The organism is Riemerella anatipestifer ATCC 11845 = DSM 15868 (assembly GCF_000252855.1).
Classification (GTDB): domain Bacteria; phylum Bacteroidota; class Bacteroidia; order Flavobacteriales; family Weeksellaceae; genus Riemerella; species Riemerella anatipestifera.
Window position 1 is genome coordinate 1,735,762 of record NC_017045.1, and the last position, 21,601, is coordinate 1,757,362.

A 21,601-nucleotide genomic window follows, 5' to 3' on the forward strand; every position below is an offset into this window, starting at 1 on the left:
TATGAATGTAAGTTTTCCTACAATATCTGTTGTAATGTCTGTGTATAATGCAGAGGAATATTTGGCAGAAGCAATAGACTCTATTCTTAATCAGACATATAGTGATTTTGAATTTATTATCATTGATGATTGTTCTACAGACTCTTCCTTTGCTATATTAGAAGAATATGCCACTAAAGATTCCAGGATAAAGTTATTGCAAAAGAAAGAAAATAAGGGAACTCAAGGATTTATTGAAAATTTGAATTGGGGACTTGAGGAAGCTAGGGGTAAATACATTGCAAGGATGGATGCAGATGATATTAGCCATCCTACTAGATTTGAACAGCAAGTAGATTTTTTAGATAACAATCCAAATGTTTTTATTATAGGCGCTCAATTAGATTTAATAAACGAGAAAAATGAAATAATAGGAGAAAAGTTAGCTAGCACTGACAATGAGGAAATTCAAGAGCGAATGCTTAAAACAATACAGCTATTTCATCCTGTTATTATGTTCAGAAATGAAGGTTTAAGGTATAGGGACAAGGTTTGGTATTGTGAGGATTATGAGCTGTATCTTCGTTTGATGTCAAAACAAAAAAAGATGGCTAATTTACCAATTAAATTATTGAAATATAGGGTTTTAGGTGGTTCTATATCAAGAAAAGGGAGTAAGTTTATTAAATACATGTTTCTATCTAAAGCCTTTGAAATGTATTATGAAAGACAAAAAACAGGAAAAGATACTTACGAACAAATTAATCCCTACGCTTATGTAAATATACATAATATAGATTATAAAAATTCTATGCAAGAAATGGAACAAGCTGCAAGGGCTTGTTTAAAATATAAATTCAGGGAAGAATTGGTAGATCTAGTGAAAAAACAAAAAAAGTTTTATCCTAATGAGAAGTTTGGATTTTATTCTTTGGTAAGTAAGCTACCACCGAATTTATTTAATCTCTGTTGTAGAATCTTAAATCAGATATAGCATAGAATAAAAATGGATATATTAATAAAATCATTCAATAGACCATATTATTTGGATCGTGCGATTTATAGTTTGAAAAAGTATCTGGTGGGTAATTATACTATTACAATTTTAGATGATGGTACACCTCAAAAGTATTTGGATAAAATACTCAATAAATATCCAGATGTTATATTAAAGAGAAATGAAAAAGCAGACTTAAAATCAAAAGCTATTGAAAATAATATAAAAGAAGGGACGGGTATAAATGGATTTATAATACCTGTAGATTTATGGAAAGGAGCTGTTGAAAAAGCTTCCGAATATTTTGTGATGACAGAGGATGATGTATGGTTGACGGAGGAAATAGATTTGATGGAAGTTGAAAAAACTCTAAAGTTTCATGAGGTTTCTTTGCTTAAAGTAGGATGGATAAGTAATAGGAAGGTTAATGCTTTTTTACGAGATACCATAAATGAGGAAATAGTTGCGTTGGAGCCTAACTTTTGGGTAGCAGGTAGGTGGTTTATGCACGCTGTTATTAAGAATAAATATCGTCTTTTTTCTTTGTTATATAGACTCAAGTTGGTGGATAGAAATACATATAATGATTATTGGATAATGAACTCTCTTTTAATGGGTATTTACAAAAAGGAGTATTGGCTATTTTTGTGGGATAAAATAGAGGGGAGAGTTGATGAACAGATGCAGATTATTAATGCTACACAATGGTATAGGAAAAATAAGAGAAATAAATTTAATTATACAAAATTTAAAAATCTTAGAATGAGTACAACTTTTGTGTCTTCTGCTACAAACTCATATCATCAGTATGGGATTGATTGTGATATTAATTTTTTTAATTATATAATGAACGAGGAATGGTATAGTGGAAATTTTAATTCCCTCCAAAATTTCCCTAAAGATATTTCAGAAGATTATTATATATCTTTTTTAAATAAACATAACAATAATAGATGCCTCCCTGAAAATTGGAAAGCGTGGGCAGACAAATTTAAAGAACAATATAGGAGACAAGATGTAGTTGTTGATTAGAGAAAAGATTTGCTTAAACTTTATACACTTTGTAATACACTACTAACCAAGGGTTCACTTTTAAAAAAGTTAAACCTTCGGTAATTTTAACTTACACACTTTACGGGGTAGTGTCTATTTGCTTAAATTTTATATATATTGTCAAAATCTTTTAACCAAGTGTTATGATAGGAGGATAGTTTACCATAACTATTGTCTAGGATAACAACCTCTTTCCCCATTAATACAGCCAAAATCATACCGTGTAAACGGGTAGTGTATATTTTTCTGTAGTCAGAAAAAAATGAAGTGCCCATTTCTATGAATTTTTCTCTTCTCTTCTTATTCTTTAACCCATATCTACTATCAATGTATTTTGAAAAAGGAGAGTGTCTTTGAATCATTAATGCTATACGATCTAATCTGTGTTCAAATCTCAATTTTTTATACCTTTCCTCTTTGGTTGTGTTAAAGGTTGGCCAATCTAACAAGTCATATTCTTGTTCTATATTTATATTTAAAGGTATATTTTCGTTATCTTTTCTGTCCATTACGAGTATTTTGTTTCCTTTTTTATTTGTTTGGATCTTATGTAAATCTATACAAAAAGCCATATCTGGTAACAAAAGTATTGTAGCATTAGAAAAGTACTGTTTTGCTAAGGACTCAGACTTTTCATCTCTGACGCATATGGTGATATTAGGATGTTCATTGATTATTTTAGAATCTCTTTCAAGAGTCTCTTGAGATTTGTAGTGTAGTGTTTGAGGAAGAATGATTATCTTATGATTTTGATATTTTTGGATTAAACTGATTCTAAAATTATTTACAACAGGGTATATGTCTCCGAAGTTTCCACCACCATGCAGCAGTAGGATTGTTTCGGGTCTAATGCAATTGTGGTCAAAAAATGTCAAGCTATACTCATAGTATTTTTGATATGGTATGCTGTTTAAAAAAGATAACTCCCCTTCCCAAATTAAGTTATCACCTATGTTGTCATGATCTGGTATATCAATTAGAGCATAATCACTATTGATGATAGGAGTTAAATTTTGGATGATAAGGTCTTTTAGCTTTTGTATTTTTTTTGTATTCTCCATAGTTTGCAAAGTTAAATATATAATATGATATTACTTGTGTTTAATATTCCGAATTTACATTTTTTAGTGTAGGCTGAAACTTTATATTTTCTATATCTTTGCAGAAATTTTTGCTTTGAAAAAATTACTCAACGAGACTATCATTTATGGTATTGGAGCAATCTTGCCGAGGGTTATTTATTTCCTGCTTAATCCTTTTTTTATTTATTACATCTCTAGGGAAGAGTTTGCCCAGTTTACCAATCTTTATGCTTGGATGTCTTATGTGAACATACTGCTTACACTTGGGTTTGAAACCTCTTTTTTCCGTTATTCGGCAGAGAAGGAAAACGAAAACAAGGCATTCTATACTTCGTTTTGGTTTCTCTTTTTCACGGCAAGTTTGTTTTTAGGAGGAGTTTATATTTTTAATCAAAGTATAGCAGATTCATTAGGGTACTCCGCTCACCCTGAGTATATTAAATGGTTTGCTTGGATTGCTTTTTTTGATACTATTTGCGTAATTCCGTTGGCGTGGCTTAGATTTAATAATAAACCAATAAAGTATTCTGCTATTAGAGTAGCACAGGTGCTGGTGCAGGTATTAAGTGTTTTGGCATTATTTCTATTTATACCTAAAGAGAGCTCTCAGAGCTTGGGTATGGAGACATCAGTATCCTATACATTCGTAAGTAATATTATAGCTAGTGTGGCGGCGTTTGTGATGTTACTGCCTGTAGTGAGTAAAGTAAGGCTTAAGTTCTCTATGAACTTGTTTAAACGAATGATAAAATATTCATATCCACTGATGTTGGCGGGATTAGCATTTGTTGTAAACGAAAACTTTGATAAAACGGTACAATATAACATTATTTCCAAGGCAGAAGCAGGGGCTTATGGAGGTTGTTATAAGTTGGCGGTTCTAATGACGCTATTTGTTACGGCTTATAGAATGGGTATTGAGCCATTCTTTTTTAAACAAATGAATAATGCAGATGCACCAAAAACTTATGCAAAAATCACGGAGTATTTCACATTATTTGCATCTGTGGCAGCTTTGGGTATTGTAGTAAATATTAGTTGGTTAAAATCAATTTTTATTACAGATAGCTCTTATTGGATAGCTATGGATATAGTGCCGATTATTGTGGTGGGTAATTTGTGTTTTGGTATTTATTATAATTTATCTACTTGGTATAAAGTTACGGATAGAACCTTTGTTGGGACGCTTATTTCTTGGCTAGGAGCGGCGATTACCATTTTACTGAATTTGTTATTGCTCAAAGATTATGGGTTTATGGTATCAGCTTGGGTAACCTTGTTGGTGTATTTCTTAATGATGTTGGTGTCTTACTTTTTAGGGCAAAAGTATTACCCAATCCCTTATAATATGAAAAAGATAATGTCGGTGCTTTTGGTATTGTCGGTATTTTCATTTTTATCTTACCAGATATTTGAAGCAAATGTATGGATTGGGAATATTTTATTCTTAATCTTTGGGTTTGGTATTGTTTTTTCTGAGAAGAACTTAATTTTATCAATGGTAGCAAGGTTCAGAAATAGAGGCTAATTTTAATCATTTGTTTATTTTTGGAGGAAGAAAAATTAAAACACTATATTTGAAGTTTAATTAGTAATTTATCATAAAAATATGAAAATAATAGTACCTATGGCGGGGCGAGGCTCCCGATTGAGACCACATACTCTTACGGTTCCAAAACCACTTATACCTATTGCAGGTAAGCCTATTGTGCAAAGATTGGTAGAAGATATTGCAAAAGTAGCAGGACAGCCTATAGAGGAAGTGGCTTTCATTATTGGAGATTTTGGTGATGAGGTAAAAGCTTCTCTAATTCAGATTGCAGAAAAATTAGGGGCTAAAGGGAGTGTTTATGCTCAAGATGAGCCTCTAGGTACAGCTCATGCAATAAAGTGTGCGGAAGCGTCTATGCAGGGTGATGTGGTAGTAGCGTTTGCAGACACTCTTTTCTGTGCTGATTTTGTATTAGATACTAATTCGGACGGTGTAATTTGGGTGAAAAAAGTAGAAGATCCTTCGGCTTTTGGAGTAGTTAAGTTAGATGATTATGGGTTTATTACAGATTTTGTAGAAAAACCACAGACCTTTGTTTCAGATTTAGCTATTATAGGGATTTATTACTTTAAGTCTGCTGAGAAGCTGATGGAGGAGATTAATTATATTATGGATAATAATATAATGCAAGGAGGGGAGTATCAGTTGACTGTAGCTTTAGAAAATTTAAGACAAAAAGGAGCGAAGTTTTCTTTAGGGAAAGTAAATGACTGGATGGATTGCGGCAACAAAAACGCAACAGTAGAAACTAATAGCAAGATATTACAATATGAGAAAGAATCTGTATCCTCCTTCCCATCGTCTGCTAAAATAGAAAATAGTCTTATTATTCCTCCGTGCTTTATTGGCGAAAATGTGGTTATTAAAAATTCTAAAATAGGACCTAATGTCTCTTTAGGAAATAATACTGAGGTAGTTAATTCTAATATAGATAATTCTTTAATACAGGAAAAAACACTGATTAATCATGGTAATTTGAGTAACTCTATGATAGGTAACTCTGCCAAATATTTTGGAGTATCTAGAGAAATTTCGCTAGGAGACTATTCGGTGCTAGATTTTCTTTCTAAATAGATGTATAAGTTTTTAACTATTTTTTCGTTATAGCTAGATAATTAACATTCAATATTATGAATAAATTTTGGTTATTAGGGATAGCTGTGCTTATGCTAGTGTCGTGCAAAACGCAGCAAAATATTCCGTCCGCACCACCTGTGAATACAAATAAAAAGATAGAAAAAGACCAAGTTTTTTTCAATAATATCCTTAAAGAATCATCTTTTAAAAGTCTAAAAATTTCCAGTAAAATTAAGGTAGATAATGGGAGCCCAATTCCTACATTGGACGCATTAGTTTATATAGAAAATCAAAAGAAAGTTTGGGTAAATCTTTCAGCGTTGTTCTTTAATGTAGCAAGAGGTGTCGCTACGCCAGAAGGCGTTAAAGGCTATGAGAAGTATAATAAAACTTACATAGATTCGGATTTTTCTTATCTTAATCGACTTCTAAATGTTAACTTTATTGATTACTCAACTCTTCAGAATTTATTGGTAGGGAGGACTTTTGTTCCTATTAAAGATGGTGATTTTGATTTGATTAAAAACACACGAAGCTATCATTTAACATTGTCTAAAAATCAAAAAATAATAGTAGATGGTAAGGTAAGTGAGTATAAAATAGAGTTAGATTATGACACCATGTTTAATCTTAGTAGGGTGAAATTATCTGACGCCAAAACACCTGATTATCTAGAAGTTTTTTATACCAATTGGGAAAACTTTGAGGGAAATTATTTGCCTAGAAATGTTAAAATTATTATAAAAGCAAAAAAAACAGACCAGATTTTCATAGAAAATACGAAATTTGATTCCTCTGTTATGGATACGCCGTATACTGTGCCAAATAATTATACAAAGAAGGAAATTGAATGATATTTAGGAAGTTAAGTTTTTTATTGAGTGTATTGTGTTTTGGGTTGTTTTTTTCTCAGAAGAAAGAGCAGCTCCAGAGAGAAAGTGCTGAACTGAAAAAACAAATTGCACTTATCAATTCTAATCTTGCTAAAACTCAGAAGGAGGTAAGGCTTTCGATAGCACACCTTAATGAAGTTAATAAAAAAATTCAGTTAAGAGAGAAAATTTATAGAAATACACAGAAAGAAAAGCGTTTCATTGAAGATGATATTTATCTTCGTCAAAAAGAGATTAATAAGTATAAAAAAGAGCTGGCTGTACTAAGAAAAAACTATGCTGAGATATTAGTAAAAGCTTATAAGAATAAAGGTATTCAGAATAAAGTTACATTTATTCTATCGGCTAAAAATTTAGGAGAAGCTCTAAGAAGAGTACAGTATCTTAAACAATATTCTGATTATCAGGATAAAAAAGCTAAAGAGATTAGCGGTAAAGCAGCAGAAATTCAGCAAGCTTTAAAGCTGAAACAAAAATCAGTAAAAGAGAAAGAAAATATTCTTACTCAGCAACAGAAAGATCTTTTAGTAATCCAAAATGATAGAAAACAAAGGGAACTATTATTAGAAGACTTCAAGAAAAATGAGGCGGTCCTTACGGCTGAACTTAAACAAAAGCAAGCACAAGCTAAGAAAATTGAAGGGGAAATCCGAAAGATAATAAACGAAGAAATAGCAGCTGCTAAAGCAAAAGAAGAAGCGGAGCGAAAAGCTAGACTAGAGCGAGAAAGACTTGCGAGAGAGGCTGCAGCTAGAGAAAAAGCAAGAATAGATGCTGAGAATAAAGCTAGGGCAGAAGCATTAGAAAGAGAAAGAAAAAAAGCGGAAGCAGAAGCTGCTAGATTGGCAGAAATTGAAAGAAAGAAGCAAGATGATGCTAGAAAACAAGCTGAACTTGCAAAAGCAGAAGAAAATGCAAGGAACGAAGCACGCCGAATAGCAGCTGAAAAAGATGCTAGAGAAGCCGCTGCTAGAGCTAAGGCTGCAGAAGAAAAAGCTAAGGCTGCAAGAGATGCTGAGGCAGAACTAGCCAAGAGAAAAGAAGAGGAAAAGAAAAAAGCGGAGGAAAAAACGAAGACAGCGTTTGGTGTGGGAGCAGCAACAGGGTCTAATTTTGCTGAAAATAGAGGGCGAATAGGCTTTCCAGTGGAGAGAGGGCAGGTAACACACCGTTTTGGTAGACAGCCACACCCTGTATTTAAAAATATAGTTGAGGAGAATAATGGGATTAGAATTGCAGTTTCTCCTGGTACTAAGGCAAGATGTGTTTTCCCTGGTGAAGTGTCAAGAATTTCTTTTGTTGGGGGGACTAAGACGGTTATTGTAAAACATGGTAGCTACTTTACCATATATAGTAACTTATCCGATGTTTCGGTTTCTCCTAATCAGAAGGTTTCATCAGGAACTACAATTGGGACTATAGCACAAGATTTTGAGGGGGCTTACTCTCTGGATTTCCAAATTTGGAATGGAAGTACTCCTGTTGATCCTATGGGATGGGTCTCAAATTAACTGTAAATGAATAAAAATATAAATAAATTATGTTAACGACTATTTTAGCACTATCGGTACAACATATACTTATAGTGTTGGTTATACTACTCTTATTGTTTGGAGGGAAAAAGATTCCGGAGCTGATGAAGGGCTTAGGTTCAGGTATTAAGGAATTTAAAGATGCAGTAAAGGAGGAAGAAAAACCTTCAACAGAAGAAGAGAAAAAGTAGAGCAAATCGATTAGAGGGTCTAATTTTGGTAAGGATAGCGTATTAGTTTATATGTATAAATTTTGCTATCTTTACCAAAATTTTGTTTTAATACTATAAAGATAAATATATGTTAGTAGCTATTCTTGGGGCAGTAGGACCTTGGCAGATTGTTGCCATCGTGGTTGTATTATTACTTTTGTTTGGAGGGAAGAAGATTCCAGAACTTATGAAAGGCTTGGGCTCAGGTATTAAAGAGTTTAAAGACGCGGTAAAGGAAGATGATAAAAGCTCATCTTCAACAGAGGAAGAAAATAAAAAATCATAATTAAAAAGTAAGATTTTAAATTAAATGAGTTTTTCTGAAAAAGCTTGGAATATTTTTAATCAAGCCATTATAGACTATCATAAAACAGATGATGTAGATGCAGTTGAGTCTAATCCGTTCTCTGAAAATACTTTGGAACGACTTTTGTATTCAAAGAATTGGATTGATACCGTTCAGTGGCATTTAGAGGATATTATTCGTGATGAAAACATATCTCCTGAGGAAGCTCTAAAGATTAAAAGGAGAATAGATTCATCTAACCAAGATAGAACAGATTTGGTAGAGTATATAGATGATTATTTTCTAGAAAAATATAAATCTGTGAAGCCTAAGGAAGATGCTAAAATCAATACAGAAAGTCCAGCATGGGCTATCGACAGATTGTCTATATTAGCTCTTAAGATTTATCATATGAAGATAGAAACCTTAAGAGATACAGCAGATGAGAAACATAAACTGAAGTGTTCTAATAAGTTGGCTGTTCTTGAGGAGCAGAAGCTAGATTTGAGTACAGCTATAGATAGATTATTATTTGATATAGAGAGCGGTAACAACAAAATAAAGACTTATAAGCAAATGAAAATGTATAATGATGATAGTCTAAACCCAGTTTTATATCAAAAGAAAAATGTTTAAAAATCTCTTACCCTTAGTATTCACTATATTTTTACTGGTTTCTTGTTCTGTAGAGCAAGTTAACTTGTCTCCTTTGTCGCAAGGGATTGTTTCTAAAGGAGAGGCAAAAACTTCACCTGATACCATTGTTATGAGTGCAAGTGTGAATGTTAGCCAAGTAAAGTATGCTTCTGAACTATCAACAGCGGCAGATAAACTTCCGAGGTTTTCAGACGCAGCAATAAATAAACATATAGATTTAATAAAGTTCAATGTTTCTGAGTATCTTTACGCACTTAGGGAACACAACGAAAATAGAAGGGTAAGAACGCTAGACGGTTTGCAAAAGAGTTACAAAAAACTTCAAGGGCTGAGAAAAAATCTTTCTTTGGAAGAAGATGAAGCTCTTAATTTTTATTTGGTTAAAATCAAGACCAATATTACTCTGTTAGAGTCAATAAAAACATCTTCTGATAATTTTTAATTACCTAAATTTATATGTTGAAAATACAGGCTGAGGCTAATATCCCTACCGATTTTGGTGTTTTTAAAATGATTGCATTTTCTGATAATGAAATGGATTGGACGCCACATATTGCGTTGATTGCAGAAAATACAGATTTTTCTAAAGTGGTCAATGTGAGGTTTCATTCTGAGTGTATTACTGGAGAGATATTTCATTCTAAAAAGTGTGAGTGTGGGCAGCAGCTAGATGCTGCGATGCAGTACATGCAGAAGGATGGTGGTATTATTCTTTATTTAAGGCAAGAAGGTAGAAATATAGGGATTATCAATAAGCTTAAGGCTTATGCTTTACAAGAGCAAGGAATGGATACTGTACAGGCAAATCTACATTTGGGACTACCTGCCGATGGGAGAGATTTTGGTGTAGCGATTGATATGTTAACCAGTTTGGGTATAAAAGAAATTAATCTGCTTACTAATAATCCAGATAAATTGAAATTTGTAGAGGATAGTACAATAAAGCTTAATGAGAGGATTCCTTTACAGATACCATCTAATGAAGTTAATGCGGATTATTTAAAAGTAAAAAAAACTTACTTTGGACACCTGCTAGAAGATAATAAATAATCATAATATCAATTATATAAGGTTAAAGAGCTCTTTTTTACTAAAAAGATGCTCTTGTTTTTTTAATAGTAGGCTTATAATAAAATTGTATATTTGTTGTGGTTACAACTAATTTCTTTGAGTATAATGAATATAAATGTTAGAACAGTCTTAGTTTGTGCGATGTTATTTTTTATTTTTGGAAATAATAAAGCACAATATATACCTAAAAATAACGCTGAAACCCTAAAAAAAGAAGCTAAAATTTATGCTGAAAAAACTTATCAACAGCTTTCTGAAGATGAGAAAATAGGGCAACTTTTTATAGTCGCATTATATACTAATAAAGGGGAATCATTCATCAATCAAGTCAAGACATTAGTGGAGAAGGAAAATATAGGGGGGCTTATACTGATGCAAGATGATACACGTAGGCATATAAGTTTAGTAAACGAACTTCAAGGTAAATCTAAAATACCTTTGATGATAGGTATGGATGCAGAGTGGGGACTTTACCAAAGGCTTCCAATCGCACATAAGTTCCCTTGGGCAATGACGCTTGGGGCGGTTCAAGATAATACACTTATTTATGAAATGGCAGCCAAAATAGCTGAAGATTGTAAAAGAATGGGGATTTATTGGGATTTTGCTCCTGTGGTAGATGTTAACACCAATCCCATCAATCCCATTATAGGTAATCGTTCTTTTGGGTCTAATGTGAAAAAAGTGATAGAGAAAGGGTTGGCTTACAGTTATGGTTTGCAGGATAATGGAGTTTTGGCAAGTATTAAGCATTTCCCAGGTCATGGGGATACCGATACCGATTCTCATTTGGATTTACCTGTGGTTAATCATTCATTACACAGACTTAATAAAGTAGAGTTAGCTCCATTTAAAGCACTTATGGATAAAAAAATAGGCGGTGTTATGGTGGCTCATCTCTATGTTCCGTCTTTGGAAAGCCAAAAAGGAATTCCAGCTTCTATTTCGTATAATATTGTAACTAATTTGTTGAAAAATAAGTATGGTTATCAAGGGCTTATTATTACCGATGCTCTTAATATGAATGCGGTTGCAAAAAGGTTCAATTCAGGAGAGTTAGATTTAAGAGCTTTTAAAGCTGGTAATGATATTATGCTGTTCTCTCAAGATGTACCTTCTGGTAAAAGGTTAATTAAGAAGGCTTTGCAGTCTGGCGAGATTTCTCAAGATAGACTAAAAGAATCGGTGATAAAAATTCTAGAAGCAAAGTATCTACTGGGTTTACAAGATTTTAAACCTATTGATGCCAATAACATAGAAAGAGATTTAAATAATGATACTCATCAAAAATTAACGGAAAAGTTATACGCCAACGCTTTAACATTGATAAAAGATGAGGCAAAAGCTCTACCTTTAAAATCATCAAAATACTATTATTTACCTTTGGAGGAAGCCTCTTATCAAGATTTTGTTAAAGAACTTCAAAATGAACGAGAAGTGGAGCTTATTACAGAAGATAAACTAAATACTTTACCTCAAAATACTTCAATTATTGTAGGGCTTCATAAGGATAACAGCACAGCATATAAGCCTTATAAAATATCTGCTAAATCTAAGGCAATTTTGGATAGAGTAGCAGCTAAGCATCAGTTGATATTAGTAGTATTTGGTAGTCCTTACGCTTTGAGAGATATAAATATAAAGAATTATCCAACGATACTTGTAGCTTATGAAAATAATGAATTGTCTATGAAAGCTACTGCCAAAGGGCTTCTAGGTAAAACTAAAATACATGGGCGACTTCCTGTGGTGGTAAATCAAGATTTAAAAGAAGGAGAGGGAATAGATGTGGAAGCAGTGAATAGCGGGATTGAGTGTGGTACTAAAGTTAAAAACTAATATTAAAAGGCAAATGAAAATAGGTATTTTATGCTATCCTACTTATGGAGGAAGTGGTATTGTGGCTACCGAATTAGGAATGAGTTTAGCTCAAAAAGGTTATGAGATACACTTCATTAGTTCTAACCTTCCCGCACGGTTGGATATGACTAATCCTAACATTTTTTTCCATAAAGTAAATGTTGAAACCTATCCATTGTTTAAATATCAGCCGTATGATATTGCATTGTCTTCAGCTATTTATCAGGTAGTTAAACTTTATAAATTAGACCTCATACACGTTCATTATGCTATTCCGTATGCTTATGCCGCTTTTGTAGCAAAACAGATGTTGAAAGATGAAGGTATTTTGATTCCCATGGTTACTACATTACACGGCACCGATATTACTTTGGTAGGGCAATATCCTAGTTACAAGGCAGCGGTTCAGTTTTCTATCAACCATTCAGATACGGTAACTTCTGTTTCGGAAAGTCTTAAAAAAGATACTTTGAAAGCTTTTACTATTAAAAAAGAAATACAAGTTATTCCTAATTTTATTGATAACGATTTGTATAACAGTTTTGTAGGTTGTTGTAGAAGACTATTTGCAGAAGATGATGAAAAACTACTGATTCATGTTTCCAACCTAAGAAAAGTTAAGAGAATTCCTGATGTGCTAGAGGTATTTAAAAGGGTGCAGGAAAAAGTATTAAGTAAATTGGTAATTATTGGCGAAGGTCCTGATATGGAGCTGATTAACGATTTTCTTATGGCTTACCCATACCTCATAGACAAAATAAGGATTTTAGGTAAAACTAATGATTTATACCAGATTTTAAAATGTACTGATGTGTTTTTGCTTCCTTCTGAACAAGAGAGTTTTGGTTTGGCAGCGTTGGAAGCAATGGCGGCAGGGAATGCAGTGATTAGTAGTAATGCAGGAGGGATACCAGAAGTAAACATACAAGGAGAAACAGGCTTTTTGACGGAAGTGGGCGATGTGGAAACTATGGCTAAAAAGACCATCAATCTCTTGCAAGACGATGCTTTGCTTCAAAAAATGAAAGAAAAAGCAAAAGAAGTAGCCCTGCGTTTTGATTTAAAAAATATTCTCCCACAATACGAGCAGATGTATCGTGAAACAATAGAATCGTTTAAAAATTAATTACTTCCTTCGTATGACTGAGCAACTACTGCAATATCTTTGGAATTTTAAAATCTTTAAAACTTTTGATTTTAAAGATACTAAAGGTAATAAGGTAGAGGTTTTAGATTTTGGTCAATGGAATTTTGATGAAGGAGCCGATTTTTTGTTTGCCAAAATTAAATATCAAAATATTGTTTTAGCAGGAAGTATAGAATTGCATTTGAAGTCTTCGGATTATCAAAAACATCAACATCATTTGAATAGGGAATATGATAATATTATTTTGCATGTGGTCTACACTCATGATAAAGATGTGGAAGAGCTGGTTGAGAAAAATATCCCAACATTAGAGCTTAAAGATTATTTGGAAATTTCTACACTAGAGAAATATCAGCAGTTGAAGGCTCAAAATGAGTTTATTCCGTGTGAGAAATTGATAGAGGTTTCTAAAATTCCATTTCAGTTTTCAGAGGAAACTTTACTTAAAAAACTTGACCAAAAGTCTTTGGAAATAGAAACAGAACTCGTTAAAACTAAAAATAATTACGAAGAAGTTTTATTTCAAAATTTGGCGTATGCTTTTGGACTTAAAGTCAACGCTTCCATTTTCAAACAAATGGCGGAAAGTGTAGGTTTTGCTATTGTAAATAAAATAAGGCACCATCAAAATCAATTAGAAGCTTTATTTTTCGGGTTGAGTGGCTGGCTAGAAAAGCCTTCCGATACGGAAACCGAGATGTGGAAAAGAGAGTTTGATTTTTTGAAAGCCAAATATCAACTGAATGATGCTTTTGTGACTCCTAAATTTTTAAGATTAAGACCTGCAAATTTTCCTACAATAAGGCTGTCTCAGTTGGCACATCTTTACCATTTGCATCAAAATTTATTTTCAAAAATAATTAAAGCGTCTTGCCTTGAGGAGCTTTATGAATTGTTTACACCAATTAAAGCATCGGAGTATTGGGATAATCATTATAATTTCGGAAAACCAACGGATAAAAAATCAGTTAAAAAACTGACGAAGAGTTTCATAGATTTAGTTATTCTTAATGCGGTTCTCCCTTTAAAATATACTTATCATAAACATTCGGAGGAAGAAATTTCCGAAACTATTTTAGGTTTTTACCAAAATATTAAACCAGAAAAAAATAGTATCATAGAACAGTGGGAAGCTTTAAAAGTTCCTATTAAGACGGCTATGGACAGCCAAGCTTATTTATTTCAGTATAAAAACTTTTGTAGTCAGAAAAAATGTCTAACTTGCGGCGTTGGATATCAACTTTTAAAAAGATAGAGGTTTTATGTTTGAAAATTTAAGGCACAGATTTGAGCGTGAATGGTTTGGTGTACTTACTAGAATGGGGTCTAGACTAGGGATTCCTGTGTCAAAATTAAGGGTCTTTTTCATTTATTCTACATTTGCAACGGCAGGTGTATTTTTCCTTCTTTATTTAGGGTTGGCATTCCTACTTTGGGTAAAAGATATTTTTATCGTAAGAAGACCTAGCGTATTTGATTTATGATGAAGATACAAATAAAGCCTGTGAATAGTAATAATATTACTAAACTACAGGAAATCTATCAGTCTTATATAAATACTTTTCCAAAAGACGAACGCAGAGATGAAGCAGGTTTTTGGGCTTTAGCTAGAAAAGATTTTTCTCCTATAAGAGAAATTATAAGGGGAGAAGATAGTGTAGGCTATATTATTGTGTGGGATTTATCATTATGCTTGTTTGTAGAGCATTTTGAAATATATACTTCGTTTAGAAATCAAAATTTAGGTTCTCAAGTATTGAATTATTTAAAGAATAAATTTCCATTGGTAATCTTGGAATCAGAACCTGAAAATTTAGGAGAGCTAGCATCTAGGAGGTTGGAGTTTTACCAGCGTAATGGTTTTGTAATTTTGGACAAAAATTATATTCAACCAGCTTATTCAAAGGGAAAAGTGCCTGTAAATCTATATTTGCTAGGGACGAATAACTCTGATGATTTATCCTTTCTTGTTAAAGAAATAAGGGATATAGTTTATAAGTGAAGTTTTCTTAAAAAAAATATGATATTTCTTGTTTTTTTAAATAAAAAAGTGTATATTTGGAGAGCATAAGAAGAGGGGAGAAATTTCTCTTAAGCAATAAATTTTTTTCATCATTTGTGTTTTTAGAGTCATATTATCCCAAAAGATAGTATGACTCTTTTTAATTAGTGATAGAAAGTCGTTCGTACTTGATTAAAAGTTCAATAAAGTAAGAGTAAGTAATTCTGCCTTCTTGCTGATTAGATTTCAGGAATAGATGGTTAGTCAATCCAAAAAAATCAGAAATGAGTCCTGTATGCTTATTTATAAAATCTTTCTCATAAGCTCGGTCTCGTTTCATTCCATCAGAATATTCACTAAGGATTTTTTCAACGAATTGAGGCTCTGTATCTACTAACGAGTTAAGTAAACTTTTAAGAGTGAAATATTGAGTGCTGTATTTTAGGTCAATATTATCACTATCGATTCCTATGAGATAACCTATGAAATTAGCTTCTTGCTCCCTCGCGTAACCTAGCTGGTGGGCACTTTCGTGGGCTAGAGTGAATGGCAAATAAGTATCAGGAAGATTAGGGTTATATTGAGCTTCGGCAGAAAAAGGATTGTAATACCCTAAAATACCTGTATCATTCATTATAAAAGAAAAAATACTAGGTTTGAAATTGGAGATGTCAGTTGTTATTTTAGAGTTTAAACCTAAAGGAAGTTGCTTCTGTTGATTAAGAATTTCAGAGGTTACAATACTTAAATTTTTTATCTTAAAAACACCGTTAGAATCTTCGGAGACTTGTGCTCTACTTTCTTTACATAAGTTGAGATATTTAATAGCAAGAGTTTTAGCTTCGTTAATACTAGGTTCTTCTTTGGGTAAAAGATTTATTATTGGTGGTTGAAAATAAGTCATTCCCCAAAAACTTTGATAGATGAAATAGCATATATTAACTCCTACTAATAGTTTTAGTAATGATTGTTTTTTCTTTTTAAATATTGAAACTAAGTTATAAATGAGGATTACAAATAAAACAATGTACAATATATCTCCAATAGAAAACGGAAACAAAGATGAAAGATATTGATGTGTTTCTTTTTTTAGTTCAAAAAGAGAGTTAAAGCATTCAACAGCTAAAGCAATTTTGGATAGAATATAGAATAAAACAAATTGGGCAAACAAAATGCCTGCCCAAAATCTTTTCTTTTTATGTAAATCACTAGTGTGCATTACTAGAACTTTCAGAAAGAATAACGCCTTTCTTTTTAAGAATTTTAGGAGTAATAAAACCATAAAATGCCAAATAACTGAAGCATATCACAGGAATAATGTACGAGAAATGCGTATAAGTCATTCCTAAAATTCCGTTTGGAGAGGTAAGGTCATGGTCGCAAACCCACCCTTGTATCAGAGGGATAACACCACCTCCTAGAATCATCATTACCAAGAACGAAGAGGCTTTACCAGTATTTTTACCAAGCCCTGCGATTGCCAAGTCAAAAATAGAAGGCCACATAATAGAGCAAAATAATCCACCTGAAATAAAGAAATATTTGGCAATTTCTTTGTCTGGGTAAAATAAACCTAAAATCATCATTACTGCACCAGCTACGCCAAAAATCATTAGTGTTTTTCCAGCGTTTTTACCACCTAGGAAACTCATAACGATAAAAATAAAAATCCAAATAGGGTAGACGTAAAATGCAGAAATATCTTTTCCACTTAGATGGTTAGCTCCTAAAATAATTCCGAATGCTATGAACGGAACAATAAATTTTAAAGCTAAATTAGTAGAAGACGAGGTATTGAAAACATTGATGCCTCCATTCCATCTTCCAATCATCAAGCTACCCCAATAGAGCGATACAAAAGGAGCAATATTATGTTCTAAAACATTACCAAATTCTGCAGTGTGTAATAAAGCAGGTAAATTACTAATAATAGAAACCTCAACACCTACATAAATGAAAATGGCAAGCATTCCTAATAGGAGTTGCGGATAACTAAAGATATTGAAAGAGGAATCTTTATTTGTATTATCTACTTCATCTGAAGTGAGGTCTTTAGAAGGGTCTTCTATTTTAGAAAATAGCATAAATACTGCCACGAGTATAAAGGCAATTCCAAGTATGATAAACGGTAATTTAACATCGTTGAGGTTTAGGTTAGTATCTCCGTTGCCTCCCGTTCCAAAAAGAGCTAATCCTAACAAAATAGGACCGATGGTAGTTCCCAAAGAGTTGATGCCTCCTGCTAAGGTTAGTCTGTGAGCACCAGTTTCGGGGCTTCCCATTTTAATAGCGAGAGGATTGGCAACAATCTGTTGAACAGAAAATCCTAATCCTACAATAAACAAAGCTGTTAAAAAGAACCCAAAACTATGATTACTAGCTGCTGGTACAAACAAAAAGGCACCAATAGCAGAAATTACCAACCCGAAGGCTAAGGTCTTTTTATAACCAAATTTTTGCAGAATATCACTAAACAAAGAAATGATGAAAAATATAACCGAACCTATGAAATAAGCAGCATAGAATGCCCACGCGACTAGTTGAGACTGCACCTGAGAAAGAGTAAAACTCTTCTTAAAAACAGGAATAAGATTATCGTTACTTGCGGCTACAAATCCCCAAAAGAAGAATACAATAATTAGGGATATAAATTGAGACCATTTGGTTTGTGCTGTATTTTGTTCCATTGTTAAAAATTATAAGAGCAAAGATAATTTATTATTTTATATTATAGAGTGTTTTCTTCTAGTGTGTTTTTGATAAGTTGATGTGCCTTTACTTTAAGTTCCTCTACATTATAGGTTATAGGATTATCAACAATCTCATTCAAGAATACTTTTATTTTACCAGGATAACCTTTAGAATTATCAAAAGGGAACATTTCCTTAAGCCCGATGAACGTAAATATAGCTAGTGGCATACTATGTTCCACCGCTAGGGAGAAGGCTCCGTTCTTAAAATCGTCTAGAATAATGCTTGTGTCATCAGGAACGCCACCTTCAGGGAAAATCACCATATTTTGTCCACTTCTCATTCTTTCGGCAGACCTTGTGTACACTTCGGCTCTGCTTTTCGGGCTGTTTCTGTCCACCATCACCGCTACTCTCTTGTAAATAGTTCCGAAAATGGGGATTTTTACCAACTCTTTTTTTCCTACAAAACAAATAGGGTGATTAGGTAATAAGATAACCATCAGCATAACATCAATCACAGAAGTATGGTTGGCAATCACGATGTATTGTGTGTTAGGATTAAGACTTTTTGAAGTTTTTTTAATCAACTCGTATCTAAAGCCCATACCATAGAATACGCCTAACGCCCAAAGTCTAATAAAAAAATAACAAATTTTGTAGTGCCCCTTTCTAAATGAAAAAAGATAAACCCAAGGTCCTAGTATTAGCACTAGAACAATGTTTAGTATCACAAACCATAAACGCCATAGATAAACCAGTGCCACCATAATTTTGAAAATTTTATCCGTTGAATACCACTCGTTTTTTTACACTATAGTTGAGTATAGATACTAGAGCGATAGCTGATACTTTGCTGAGTATTTCTCGGCTGAAAGTGAAAAACCATATTTTAAGATAACTTTCAAAAACCCACCAAAAGAAAACTTGGAAGAATATAAGACTCAAAAAAGTAGAAAAAACAGAGACCCCCATAAAGTAAGCAAATTCTCTCTTTTTAGAATGTTTTCCCCTCTGAAATACAAACCATATACTCAAGAAATAGTTGGTAATAATACCACTACTGGTAGATAAAATATTACTCAACGGGTAATGTACTCCCATCAAATCTACCTCCATAGGAAGCCATTGAGGAATAAAGATACTAAACAATTTAAAAGAACCTATCTCTACTATAGCACTCAAACCACCTGCTATAATAAAGAATAGAATTTGTTTTTGTTTCAGTAGATGCTGTTTCATAAAGTGGCAAATTTAACTTTAATAATTTAAAGATGTAAAATATCCAGTGGAGTTTTTTTATAAAATGTAACAAAATATAGATGCTTTGCGACTTATTGTGTTATTAAAATAAAAACTATGAAAAAACAATTAATTCTGTTGTCTTTGGTGAGTTCATTGTGTGTGATGGCACAAGAAAAAGGTGGCTCAAAAGAGAAAAGGATAGAAGAAGTTACCATCACCAAAACCAAAAAGGCGGTAGAACAAAAAGCAGATAGAACGATTTTTGACTTTTCGGAACAGCCTCAACTTAATTCAGGGACAGCTTTAGATGGGATAAAAAAACTGCCAGGGCTTGTGTCATCTGATGTGGCAGGTATGCTTTATCAAGGTAAGATGTTAGATGTATTTATGGACGGCAGACCGCTGAATATTTCCAGTAACGAACTGAATGCCTTTCTAGAAGGTATGCCAGCTAATTCTATAGACCGTATAGAGATTATCACACAACCAGGGGCAGAATTTCCTGCAACTTCTGGAGGAGCAATCCTTAATATTATCACTTCCAAAACGGCTAAAAATTACCTTACAGCTACTTATTCTGGCAATTACTCTTTTACCAATGAAGAAAAAGTACGCAGCCGAACTAATAACTCCGTTTTACTTAACGCTAAAAATAAATGGTTTGGTTGGCAGCTTAATGTGGGGCAAAATTACAGAGAATCTCTACTTAGAGGGAATACCGATAATATTACCTCTGTATTTACCGACCGATGGGGGCGTGGTTCTTTTATTAAAGCGGCAATGACTCTGGATATTGGTCAAGACAGATTATTGTTAAACTACGACCTTAACCATAATAACAATGATGCTAGAACAAATAGTAGTGGTATTATTTTAGGAGTGCCTTACGAAAGATTAGACGAAACCAATTCATTGGGAGATAGACACGAGTTTATCGCCACTTATCAGAAGAAATTCGATGATAAAAATAAAAAATTAGATTTTAAATTTTCATTCAATAAGAATGATAACAAATTCCAGCAGGAAAATCAAATATTTAACGGCGTTGGAAGAAGTGAATTGACATTAGACAATCTATCAGATGCCAGAATTTCTACTTTTAAGGTAGATTACTCTCAACCGATAAATATTTTAGATGAAGGTAAAATCAGTTTTGGTGGGTTGTACGAGAAGCTGAATTTTAATACCCAATCTGGAGGTATTACTAATCTAGATTATCAAAGGCAAACCGCCTCGTCTTATGTAGAGTTACAAGCCACTTTAGGGAAATTTGATTTCATAGCAGGAACTCGTGCCGAAGATTACGATATTTCAGGAGAGGCTTACAATGCAACTACAAAGTCTAATAAACAACTAATCCCTTTTAATCAGTTTAGGTTTTTCCCCAATGCAAGTGTGCAGTACAACTTTGGTAAGCAGGTTTATTTTGCTTTAAACTATAACAAAAAAATTACGCTGCCTAGCATTTCTGCCCTTAACCCTAACAACAATACCTTTGCTAACGGAAACCTTTGGACGACGGGTAATCCCGAACTCCAACCGACGATTTTTGACAACTATGAAGCTAAACTTTCTGCGTTTGACTATGCCTTTATCGGCTATAATGTAAGCGTGGCTAAAAATCAGCTCATTCAGATGATTATTCGTCAGGGAGATGTGATTGTTCATCGTCAGGATAATTTACCACAATTTAGAATCCACAACTTTAATGTAGGGCTTCCGTTGCCGTTTATGCTATTCCATAAACCGTTAAGCGAGGTAATGAAGATGAATTTTAACCCAGACAAAATCAACTTTATGTACCTCTATGCGGGCTACCAAAAACACGAAATTCCAGAAGTGAAAACCAAAGGATTTTGGATTTTGAACCTAATGTCGCAGTTTATACTTCCGAAAGATATCAAGCTAGTAGCTAATTTTGGATACCTTACACCGAACGGAAACTACTACTATTTTGTAGCCGATAAACCGTTTATGAACACGCTAGACCTTACACTTTCCAAGAAGTTTATGCACGACCGTTTGAGTGTTTCGGTATTTGCTAATGATATTTTAAACGGACAAAGAATGCAGGTGCGTTCTCTAGCACAAACGCCCAATGTTGTACTCTTTAATAAGTGGGACAGCCGTAGCTTCGGACTTTCTATAAACTACAAAATCCCAACTAAAAACCGCCTAGCAAAAGAAACCCCTAACCTTTTGAATAAGGATAAAAAAGAAGATACAGGGCTTATCCAAGGTCTTTAAAAACTAAGATTATGGATAC

General features: G+C 33.2%; 22 protein-coding genes. 17 read left to right on the forward strand and 5 right to left on the reverse strand.

Annotated features, from left to right (window positions below):
* Position 1: 1 nt before the first annotated feature.
* Complete coding sequence (locus tag RA0C_RS08265; RefSeq protein ID WP_004916599.1) at positions 2–973, forward strand: glycosyltransferase family 2 protein; 972 nt, start codon at positions 2–4, stop codon at positions 971–973.
* 12 nt (positions 974–985) lie between these two features.
* The gene (locus RA0C_RS08270) at positions 986–2,008 is read left to right on the forward strand and encodes a glycosyltransferase (protein ID WP_004916602.1); all 1,023 of its coding nucleotides are present in this window, start codon (positions 986–988) and stop codon (positions 2,006–2,008) included.
* A 122-nt stretch (positions 2,009–2,130) separates the two neighbouring features.
* On the opposite strand, the gene RA0C_RS08275 is transcribed toward RA0C_RS08270, so the two are convergent.
* Positions 2,131–3,090 (reverse strand): polysaccharide pyruvyl transferase family protein, encoded by a 960-nt coding sequence (locus tag RA0C_RS08275; protein ID WP_004916605.1) that lies wholly within the window; start codon positions 3,088–3,090, stop codon positions 2,131–2,133.
* Between the two features lie 115 nt (positions 3,091–3,205).
* On the opposite strand from RA0C_RS08275, the gene RA0C_RS08280 reads away from it, so the two are divergent.
* From RA0C_RS08280 to RA0C_RS08345, 14 genes are all read left to right on the forward strand, one after another.
* Positions 3,206–4,639, forward strand: a complete 1,434-nt coding sequence (locus tag RA0C_RS08280) for a lipopolysaccharide biosynthesis protein (protein WP_004916608.1) — start codon at positions 3,206–3,208, stop codon at positions 4,637–4,639.
* 81 nt (positions 4,640–4,720) lie between these two features.
* A complete protein-coding gene (locus tag RA0C_RS08285) occupies positions 4,721–5,737 on the forward strand; it encodes a sugar phosphate nucleotidyltransferase (RefSeq protein ID WP_013447104.1) in 1,017 nt (338 codons plus the stop codon).
* Positions 5,738–5,793: 56 nt separating this feature from the next.
* On the forward strand, positions 5,794–6,594 hold the full coding sequence (locus RA0C_RS08290) for a DUF4292 domain-containing protein (RefSeq protein WP_004916613.1): 801 nt from the start codon (positions 5,794–5,796) through the stop codon (positions 6,592–6,594).
* Positions 6,591–8,144 carry a murein hydrolase activator EnvC family protein gene (locus RA0C_RS08295; protein WP_004916617.1) on the forward strand — a complete coding sequence of 518 codons (1,554 nt, stop codon included), beginning with the start codon at positions 6,591–6,593 and terminating at the stop codon, positions 8,142–8,144. The genes RA0C_RS08290 and RA0C_RS08295 overlap by 4 nt, the downstream gene beginning before the upstream one ends.
* Before the next feature lie 29 nt (positions 8,145–8,173).
* A complete protein-coding gene (locus tag RA0C_RS08300) occupies positions 8,174–8,356 on the forward strand; it encodes a Sec-independent protein translocase subunit TatA/TatB (RefSeq protein WP_004916619.1) in 183 nt (60 codons plus the stop codon).
* A gap of 109 nt (positions 8,357–8,465) precedes the next feature.
* Positions 8,466–8,663 carry a twin-arginine translocase TatA/TatE family subunit gene (tatA, locus tag RA0C_RS08305; RefSeq protein WP_004916622.1) on the forward strand — a complete coding sequence of 66 codons (198 nt, stop codon included), beginning with the start codon at positions 8,466–8,468 and terminating at the stop codon, positions 8,661–8,663.
* A gap of 24 nt (positions 8,664–8,687) precedes the next feature.
* Positions 8,688–9,299: a DUF4254 domain-containing protein gene (locus RA0C_RS08310; protein ID WP_004916624.1), complete on the forward strand. Its 612-nt coding sequence runs from the start codon at positions 8,688–8,690 to the stop codon at positions 9,297–9,299.
* Entirely contained in the window at positions 9,292–9,762 is a 471-nt protein-coding gene (locus tag RA0C_RS08315; protein WP_004916625.1) for a hypothetical protein, read from the forward strand. The genes RA0C_RS08310 and RA0C_RS08315 overlap by 8 nt, the downstream gene beginning before the upstream one ends.
* Before the next feature lie 14 nt (positions 9,763–9,776).
* Positions 9,777–10,370 carry a GTP cyclohydrolase II gene (ribA, locus tag RA0C_RS08320; protein ID WP_004916627.1) on the forward strand — a complete coding sequence of 198 codons (594 nt, stop codon included), beginning with the start codon at positions 9,777–9,779 and terminating at the stop codon, positions 10,368–10,370.
* A 162-nt stretch (positions 10,371–10,532) separates the two neighbouring features.
* A complete protein-coding gene (locus RA0C_RS08325; RefSeq protein ID WP_004916628.1) occupies positions 10,533–12,230 on the forward strand; it encodes a glycoside hydrolase family 3 protein in 1,698 nt (565 codons plus the stop codon).
* 13 nt (positions 12,231–12,243) lie between these two features.
* Positions 12,244–13,377 (forward strand): N-acetyl-alpha-D-glucosaminyl L-malate synthase BshA, encoded by a 1,134-nt coding sequence (bshA, locus tag RA0C_RS08330; RefSeq protein WP_013447106.1) that lies wholly within the window; start codon positions 12,244–12,246, stop codon positions 13,375–13,377.
* Positions 13,378–13,390: 13 nt separating this feature from the next.
* Positions 13,391–14,653, forward strand: coding sequence for a DUF2851 family protein (locus RA0C_RS08335; protein ID WP_004916634.1), 1,263 nt, complete (start codon positions 13,391–13,393; stop codon positions 14,651–14,653).
* A gap of 7 nt (positions 14,654–14,660) precedes the next feature.
* Positions 14,661–14,882, forward strand: coding sequence for a hypothetical protein (locus RA0C_RS08340; RefSeq protein ID WP_004916635.1), 222 nt, complete (start codon positions 14,661–14,663; stop codon positions 14,880–14,882).
* Positions 14,879–15,400, forward strand: coding sequence for a GNAT family N-acetyltransferase (locus RA0C_RS08345; protein WP_004916637.1), 522 nt, complete (start codon positions 14,879–14,881; stop codon positions 15,398–15,400). Before RA0C_RS08340 ends, RA0C_RS08345 begins: the two co-directional genes overlap by 4 nt.
* A gap of 160 nt (positions 15,401–15,560) precedes the next feature.
* Here RA0C_RS08345 and RA0C_RS08350 read toward each other — a convergent pair whose 3' ends face one another.
* Genes RA0C_RS08350 through RA0C_RS08365 form a run of 4 tightly spaced genes read right to left on the reverse strand, consistent with a single transcriptional unit; the run spans position 15,561 to position 19,332 of the window.
* The gene (locus RA0C_RS08350) at positions 15,561–16,619 is read right to left on the reverse strand and encodes a DUF3810 domain-containing protein (RefSeq protein ID WP_004916639.1); all 1,059 of its coding nucleotides are present in this window, start codon (positions 16,617–16,619) and stop codon (positions 15,561–15,563) included.
* Complete coding sequence (locus RA0C_RS08355; protein ID WP_014411338.1) at positions 16,609–18,087, reverse strand: MFS transporter; 1,479 nt, start codon at positions 18,085–18,087, stop codon at positions 16,609–16,611. Before RA0C_RS08355 ends, RA0C_RS08350 begins: the two co-directional genes overlap by 11 nt.
* Before the next feature lie 41 nt (positions 18,088–18,128).
* Positions 18,129–18,860 carry a lysophospholipid acyltransferase family protein gene (locus tag RA0C_RS08360; protein WP_004916644.1) on the reverse strand — a complete coding sequence of 244 codons (732 nt, stop codon included), beginning with the start codon at positions 18,858–18,860 and terminating at the stop codon, positions 18,129–18,131.
* Between the two features lie 13 nt (positions 18,861–18,873).
* Entirely contained in the window at positions 18,874–19,332 is a 459-nt protein-coding gene (locus RA0C_RS08365) for a GtrA family protein (protein ID WP_013447108.1), read from the reverse strand.
* A gap of 117 nt (positions 19,333–19,449) precedes the next feature.
* Between RA0C_RS08365 and RA0C_RS08370 the strand changes: the two genes are divergently transcribed.
* The gene (locus RA0C_RS08370) at positions 19,450–21,582 is read left to right on the forward strand and encodes an outer membrane beta-barrel family protein (RefSeq protein WP_013447109.1); all 2,133 of its coding nucleotides are present in this window, start codon (positions 19,450–19,452) and stop codon (positions 21,580–21,582) included.
* Positions 21,583–21,601 lie beyond the last annotated feature (19 nt).